Source organism: uncultured Marixanthomonas sp. (assembly GCF_963974425.1).
Lineage (GTDB): Bacteria > Bacteroidota > Bacteroidia > Flavobacteriales > Flavobacteriaceae > Marixanthomonas.
Genome location: NZ_CAXBCK010000074.1, coordinates 1 through 7,543, shown reverse-complemented (window position 1 = coordinate 7,543; position 7,543 = coordinate 1). Strand labels below are relative to the sequence as shown.

The window sequence follows — 7,543 nt, the reverse complement described above, 5'->3', positions numbered from 1 at the left end:
TAGTGTCGAAAATTAATAGATAAAAAAGTTGTTTTTTACCTCAGTTCTTTGTTGTAGCCAGTTTTTTTTATCCATGCCAGATTTCATAATCCGTTATTGTGTCATTCTTTATCTGCAATATTAAGGATCCAGTATTTATTCCGCGTCGGGAGGATCCCAAGTAATATCTTAACTCTTTTTCATTCCAATTCTCAGGTTCTCCTAAAAGGTCGATGATTTGTTCAGTCGACATTCCTATTAAGTCATAGTTATTTACCAAATCTTCCCTCATATCCCAACGCAAGAAAAGTTCGGCTTCGGATTCTTTCCAATTCTTCCATTTCTCAGAATTGAAGTCCGTTCCACTACTGCAAGCAATGAAAACATTGGTCAGAATGATAAGAAATAAGGTTAGTCTGAGGAATTTTTTCATTCGTGAGTTTTAAATTGGCTACAACATGGGTATAAATACAATTGCGTTTATATTTTATATAACAAGGGAGTAACTCCCCCAAATATACCCAAATATTTTAATTCCTTACCCATTCACTTCCCCAACATAACAACTGGTCGCTGCGGTAGGATGTTTGGCTTGGGCGGTAAAGGTCGCCCAGAGCTGTAGGTTTTGTTGGGTAAATGCGGGTGGTATCGTAAGTTGTACGGTGGTGTCTTGGCGTTCGGCACAGGCTTCAAAAAAATAAAAGGTATGTAACGCAGGGGCGTATGTAGCTACGGGGTTTGTTAGAAAGTTGCGGTGCCGAGCGTATAATGTTCTTGTTTCGCCAAGTAGCGCCCACGACCGGACCTACTTTTCCAGAGAAGCCTCCCATGAGGCCATTTTGTAGTGTTCCCATACGGTTAAGTTAGTTAGATTATATAAAGGGGAACGGCTAATATAATAGGTATGACCCTAATTTGCAAATGGGTAGGGTGTTTTTTGCTGTTTAAGCTACATGATTTATATATTACTTTTTTCCATTGCTGAAAAAAGTAACCAAAAAAATCTAGGCTTACGAAACGGTATCTAAATTCATCATTCGGTGCCTAAATTTTAGGAACTCGCTTTGTTATTTTTGCTCGGGTGAACGCTTAGGAATGCTCACACAGCCTAAAATTCTTAACGGCACACTCATTTCAAATTTTACGATACCGTTTCGATAGGCCATAACCGGAAATTTTTAAACAAGAATTTATCTATTGGTAAGTAGGCAAGGCATGCCTAGAATTAGATTTGGAAAAAATGAACGGATATATTATTAAGATTAAAATAATATTTCCCCCTGTTTTTACACAAACCACAACCAAGCTTCCTTTGGGTTTTGTCCCAGTTTTCTTCGAGTTTTCTTCGAGTGTTCTTCGACATGAGGCCCCATTTTACGTATAAAAGTCGAAGGAAACTAGGGGTAAAGTTGAAGAAAACTACTGCCAAATGGTAATTTGATTAAATATTTGACTTGGTAGGGGAAGTACTTTTAATCAAGAAATTTCCTTTTAGGTACTTTTTATCTTGCTGTATACTAAGGGAGTGGTGTTTTACTAAGTTATGGAAGTGATTTGTATTTAACTATGGTTAGGGATTCTACTAACAAAATAAAAAAGCGTAGGATTTACTCTAAATGTCTGAAATTTTTAAAATAAAAAACCTTGAATCTTGAGTTACGGTAAAAGAAAGTGAATTTTTATCCCACAGTGCCACGGTATCTTTCTCTTTTAATACTACGTTATGCTCCAGTAGTAATTCACCAGAATAAAGGTAGCATATAAAACCACTTTTAATAGGGCCAAAGTGGTATGTTTTAGTTTTGTTTTTATCAAAAACTCCTTGGTAAAAACTAATAGTCTGTTTTTTAGTGTTAGTAACACTGTTTTCGAATACCATTGATAACCTGTTTTTATCGGAGCTTAGTGTAAACAGTTCTGAAATGTTTTTTTCGTTTTTTGAAGTGAGTATAAAAGCAAGACAATGAATGGTCGTACTTTTATCCATATTATATTCAAAATGGGAGCCTTCTTTATATTCGATTAGCTGAATGGTGTCTTTAGGAATTATGGTCGATTCGTTTAAAATAGATCGTTGCGCAAGCGTACCACTTAAGTTTACAATAATTAAGGTCTGATTTTTATGTAGATGCGGTAGTAAACCTAGGTTTGGGCGTATAATAATTTCTTTCAGTCCTAAAAAAGAGGAAAAAACTTCTGTATTGGTTAAGGGTGTTGTTTTTTCAGTAAAGTTATGGAACATATGTCCATATCCAGTCTCTTCTTTATATTTAGTGGCATGAGTTATTACTTTGGTATGCATGGGGAGGGAAATTATACAGGTTTGTTTTTATATCAATAAAGGTAAGATATTTCCTATAATACTGAGATACGTAGTTTTACGTAAAAATTACTCCGCACTTACATTGTTTCAATTAGTTTTTAACACTGCCCGTAGTTATACGTTATTAATATAACTAGTTGCTTATTTCTAAAATAAAAAACTTTGATTTTTTACTAGTTGTAAAAGAAATAGTCTCTTTGTTCCAAAGAGCGTAGGTATCATTCTTTTTTAGAGTATGATTCTCTTCATTTAAGATAATTTCTCCAGAAACAATATAAAGAATGATGCCTTTATCGGATTTCTTAAACGAAAATGTTTGCTGTACGTTTGGTTTAAAATTTGCGACATAAAAACGTACTTTCTCTTCTTGGTTATTAATTAACGTACTCTCTAGTATTTTTTGAATGGTATTTGTCTGGTTTCTTAACTTAAATACTGTAGAGTGGTTATTTTTGTTTTTTGAAGATAACATATATACTAGACAGTCAAGGTTTTTAGTTTTATTAAGGTTGTATTCAATATGCAAATCACCTTTTCTATATTGTAATAATTGTACTTCTCCCTCAGAAATAACAGTATTCGGATTTTTCTTAGATTTTTGTGCTAGCATTCCTTTAAGCGGAACTAAAATAGCTGTCATGTTCTCGTGAACATGGGGCAATAAGCCACGCCCTGGTTTAACCAAAAACTCTTTTAAACCTAAAAAAGATTTAAATATATTTATTCTGGGCAGCGAGGTAAATTGCTCACTATGGCTATGTGTAATTTTTCCGAAACCAGTAGACTCTATAAACCTGTTAGTTGATAAAATAATTTTATTGTCCATAAGCATGTTGCATTAACTGTTAAAAATTAATTAGGTTATGCTTTCTTAATATGGGAGAGTTTTATTCGATTAAATTACAAAAAAAACCGATAAAATGCAATAAATTAAAAAAAAGCAACAGGAAATCATAAAAAAGTACTTATGATTATTTTCCTGTTGCAAATACATAAACTGTGACTCCCAAATCTCAATAAGAAGTTTATGTATGTATCCCTATTTTTCTAAAATAATAAAATTAGATCGTCTATTCTTTTCGTGTTCCTCATCAGTACACTTTACACCGTTTGAGCATTTGTTAAGTAAACGGGACTCACCAAATCCTTTTGCACTAAGTATCCTATTAGTAGCTATTCCTTTTGAATATAAATACTCTTGAGTTGCCTTTGCTCTTTTATCAGAAAGAGAAAGATTATAACTATCCGATCCTCTTGAATCGGTATGAGCTTCAATTTTAATAACCATATCTGGGTAAAAATTCATTAGCTTAACCGCACCATCTAAAGCAGTAGCCGCTTGTGGTGTTATATCTGTTTTATCATATTCAAAATAAATAGGATCCATTTTAATCTTCTCAAAGCCTTCTTCGTCTTCCACAATCATATCGGTAGCTTTTTCTAACATGAAGTTTACAGGTGGTGTGGTTCCTTTGTCTTTATCACCAGTTTCTGTGTTTTTAGTTTGCTTAAAATAATCCGTTTTGTCGGCAGTAATGCTAACCTTATTATTACAGGGTATGGTAACTTCAAAATTCCCATCTTTATCGGTTATAAGTGTTTGTATAATAGTGTTGGTACTGTCCTTAACTGTTACTGTAACATCGGCTAAATTTAAACTGTCTTTTTGATCTTTAATATTTCCGGCGATGGTTTGGTTACAAGCAAGCGGACTTCGCGTAAAATGATAAATGTCATCATCACCTTTTCCGTTAGGACGATTAGAGGCTAAATAACCCGCTGTATTATCTTGGTTAAAGATGATTGAAAAGTCATCATAATTAGTATTAGCTACTTTTCCTATGTTTTTTACTTCGGAAAAGCTTTGATTTTCTTTATTGAAAACGGACGCATAAACATCTAACCCTCCAAAACCTACATGACCGTTAGATGAAAAATAGAAGGTACCGTCCGTCGCTAAGAAAGGGAAAAAATCGTTTCCTGAAGTGTTTATGTTAGGACCAGCGTTTTTAGGTTCAGAGAGCATACCGTCCTCGTAAATTTCAGAATAATAGATATCGGCTTCCCCATACCCATTTGGCATATCGGCTGCAAAAAATAGATACTTTCCATCTGGGCTTACATTAGGATGACCTACCGAATACTCTTTACTATCAAAAAAGAGCTCTTTTTGGTTTGTAATTTTACCGTCCTCCATAGTTGCTTTATAAAGCATAAACTGGTTGTTGCGGTCGGTATCTAATATAAGTTTACTTTTTTTAGTATTGCTTGTGGTAAAGAAAATTACATTAGAGTTGGGTGAGAAAGCAATAGCGGCATCATGAAACTTAGATTTTATTTGTTTTGAAAACAATTTAGGGCTCTCAATAACCCCATTTTCACCTTTTTTGGCTACAAAGAGACTTAAAAAAGGTTGTTCGTTCCATTCGTATAGCTCTTTAGAAGCCCCAGGCCTAGAAGAAGAAAAAATTAAACTGTCCTTATACATTACTGGTGCAAACTCTGAATATTCTGTATTAATACCGAGGTTGGTTACAGTATATCGAGGTTCTTTATCTGAATGTAACAATACATTAAAGGAGTCTCTTTCTTTTATAAACTGTTCCTTTAAAGCTTGATTGGTATTCTTTTCAAGAAAATCTAAATAAATTTTATCTGCCGTTTCATATTCTCTAGTACTACGCAAACTTCTTACATATCTAGTAAGGTGCTCTTCGGGCATATTTGAATCCATACTAAAAGCACGCTTATAAAACATAGCAGCTTTTTGATTTTCATGAATGTTATAATTAGCTTCTGCAGCTTGCAGTAAAGTTTCTAACTTAATATCGTCGTTATTCTCTATATAATCATTGTAATTAGTGGCAGCACCTTTAAAAGCGTTCGTTTTAAATAAACGATCGGCTTTGCTTAATTTTCCCTGAGAGAAACCGGTACTTATCGTTACTAAAAAAAGTAGGGGTATAAATAGTTTCATAATGTATCTTTAAAAGAATCTGGGTGAATTAATTTTTTTCAATTTTGTAGGTAAGGTAAATCGCAATACAATTTCGTGACTTCCTGAATTATAATCTGAAAGATCCGTTAAAGAATAATCATACGAATATCCTATGAAGAAGCCTTGAAACACTTCAACACCAGCCAATCCACTTACAGCATCATCATACCGGTACGAAGCTCCTAATGTAAACCGGTCATTGTATAAAAAGTTAGCAGAAACATCTACCACAAAAGGATAGTCGGTTTGATATTTAGCCAAGAAAGCTGGCTTGAACTTTATCATTGGATTAAGGTCAAAAACATAGCCACCAATTAAATAATACTGTATTTCTTCTTTGGCAAGAGATTGATCCATATTATCATAAAGATCGTCTGTTTTAAAATCTGGTACCGATAATCCTACATACCACTTTTCTCCATAGAGGTAAGTACCAGCACCAATTATAGGAGTAACTCTTTTATCAATATTCTGCATAAGTAGCATATCATTAGGGTTTAGAAACTGTCCTTTAGAAAAGTCTACATCATATAAATTCACTCCAGCGCCCAAACCAAAAGCTAATTTAGTAGAAGGACTTAAACGAATGGTATATGAAAAGTTTGCTACGGCATTAAACTCTTTTGCTGGCCCGATGGTTTCGTTTTGAATATTAAGACCTACACCAATATTATCATTTCTAAGCGGACTGTGAATTCCAAAATTTTGGGTTACAGGAGCTCCATCTAGACCAGTCCATTGGTCTCTATAGGAGCCTACTATATCTAATGTTCCTAGCGAGCCTACATAGGCAGGGTTAATAGAAGACGTATTGTACATGTATTGGGTGTACTGTGCTTCTTGTTGCGCTGTCATTTTAAAGGATAGTAAACTTATTAAGCCAATAATAAAAAGCTTTACTAAGGGTACTACCTTTCTTGCTTTGGGTGTTACTATATATATCATTTTGATTTGGGATTTAATTTCTATACTTTTTTTAAATGTATTCACTTAGTTATTTAGCGAGATATACCCATCCGCTTTTTGATTTCATATTATCCATCTCAAGGATATAAAAGTATGTCCCGGCTGGCAACACCTCTCCTTTATTTGAAATTCCGCTTACGTTTGCTCTTCCGTCCCATTCATTAGAATATCCATTACTTTTAAATACTACAGATCCATATCTGTTGAAAATTTGCAATGTGTTATTAGAATAATTTTCAATACAGGAAATAACAAAATTGTCATTTACACCATCTCCATTAGGTGAAAACTCATTATAAACAATAAGGCAAAGAGGGTCTACACTTACTTCAGAGCTATTATTTGAAACATCTGAATCTATTGGGTTCGAAGATATAATAGATGCAATATTGGTATAATCTCCTTGCCCTAAAACTTCCGCTCTAACTTCTAGTGTAGCGGTAACTTCAGCAGGAAGTAAATCTATCTGCCATATTGAGGTAGAAGGATTATAGGTGCCTATTGAAGCGGTAAAATCTATTAATTCATACCCTGAAGGCATATCTTCAGAAATTTCAAGATCTGTGAAATCATTAGGACCCGCATTAGCAACAGTAATGGTAAAAGTTACTGTTTCTCCTATCATAGGTTCAGGGTTGTCTACTGTTTTATCTATGGTAATATCGGCGCAAACTGAAACAGTTTCTACAAATGTTGTCGTACCTCCTGTGGCACAAGTATTGGTACTATCGTAAGAAACACTTACCGTAGTATTGTCCGTAGAATCCCAAAGTACGGTAACCGTATTGTCGGTTACATCTCCGCCACTCATTACAATACCTCCTGTTATTGTCCAAAAGTAATTTTGATTGCCAGGTTCTGTAGAATAGGTAATAGTGGTTTCTAAACAAACAGGATCTTGTGTGCTTGATGTTATTACAGGATCACTTCCGTCCCCTACGTTTACGGTTACCTCTAATCGCACTGCACTTTCACAACCTGAAGTTGCATCAGTCAATGATGCGTAGTATATGTTACCATCGATTAAGGCATCGGTTGGGTCGTAAGCTGTTCCACCAGTTGCTTGGTCGTACCAAGTTACGTTTGGTTCGTTTACATCTATATCGGCTACTGTTGGATTGTCTATTAGACAGAAATCTTGTGTAGTCTCGTCAGTAGTTGGAGTAGGAGCATCCCCTACGTTTATAGTTACTTCTAATCGTACTGCACTTTCACAACCGCTAGTTGCATCAGTCAATGATGCGTAGTATATGTTACCATCGATTAAGGCATCGGTT

6 protein-coding genes are annotated in these 7,543 nt (G+C 34.6%); all 6 read right to left on the bottom strand.

The annotated features are described in order from the left end of the window. Positions 1 to 67: 67 nt before the first annotated feature. Positions 68 to 412: a hypothetical protein gene (locus AACZ92_RS15865; protein WP_339703464.1), complete on the bottom strand. Its 345-nt coding sequence runs from the start codon at positions 410 to 412 to the stop codon at positions 68 to 70. Positions 413 to 1,591: 1,179 nt separating this feature from the next. Beyond that, positions 1,592 to 2,281, bottom strand: a complete 690-nt coding sequence (locus AACZ92_RS15860; RefSeq protein WP_339703461.1) for a hypothetical protein — start codon at positions 2,279 to 2,281, stop codon at positions 1,592 to 1,594. Positions 2,282 to 2,435: 154 nt separating this feature from the next. Then, positions 2,436 to 3,128: a hypothetical protein gene (locus AACZ92_RS15855; protein WP_339703458.1), complete on the bottom strand. Its 693-nt coding sequence runs from the start codon at positions 3,126 to 3,128 to the stop codon at positions 2,436 to 2,438. A gap of 213 nt (positions 3,129 to 3,341) precedes the next feature. Beyond that, a complete protein-coding gene (locus AACZ92_RS15850; protein WP_339703455.1) occupies positions 3,342 to 5,279 on the bottom strand; it encodes an OmpA family protein in 1,938 nt (645 codons plus the stop codon). A gap of 9 nt (positions 5,280 to 5,288) precedes the next feature. Continuing rightward, positions 5,289 to 6,245 carry a type IX secretion system membrane protein PorP/SprF gene (locus tag AACZ92_RS15845; RefSeq protein ID WP_339703452.1) on the bottom strand — a complete coding sequence of 319 codons (957 nt, stop codon included), beginning with the start codon at positions 6,243 to 6,245 and terminating at the stop codon, positions 5,289 to 5,291. A 49-nt stretch (positions 6,246 to 6,294) separates the two neighbouring features. Next, positions 6,295 to 7,543, bottom strand: a 1,249-nt coding sequence (locus AACZ92_RS15840) for a gliding motility-associated C-terminal domain-containing protein (protein WP_339703449.1), incomplete at its 5' end; no start/stop codon positions are given.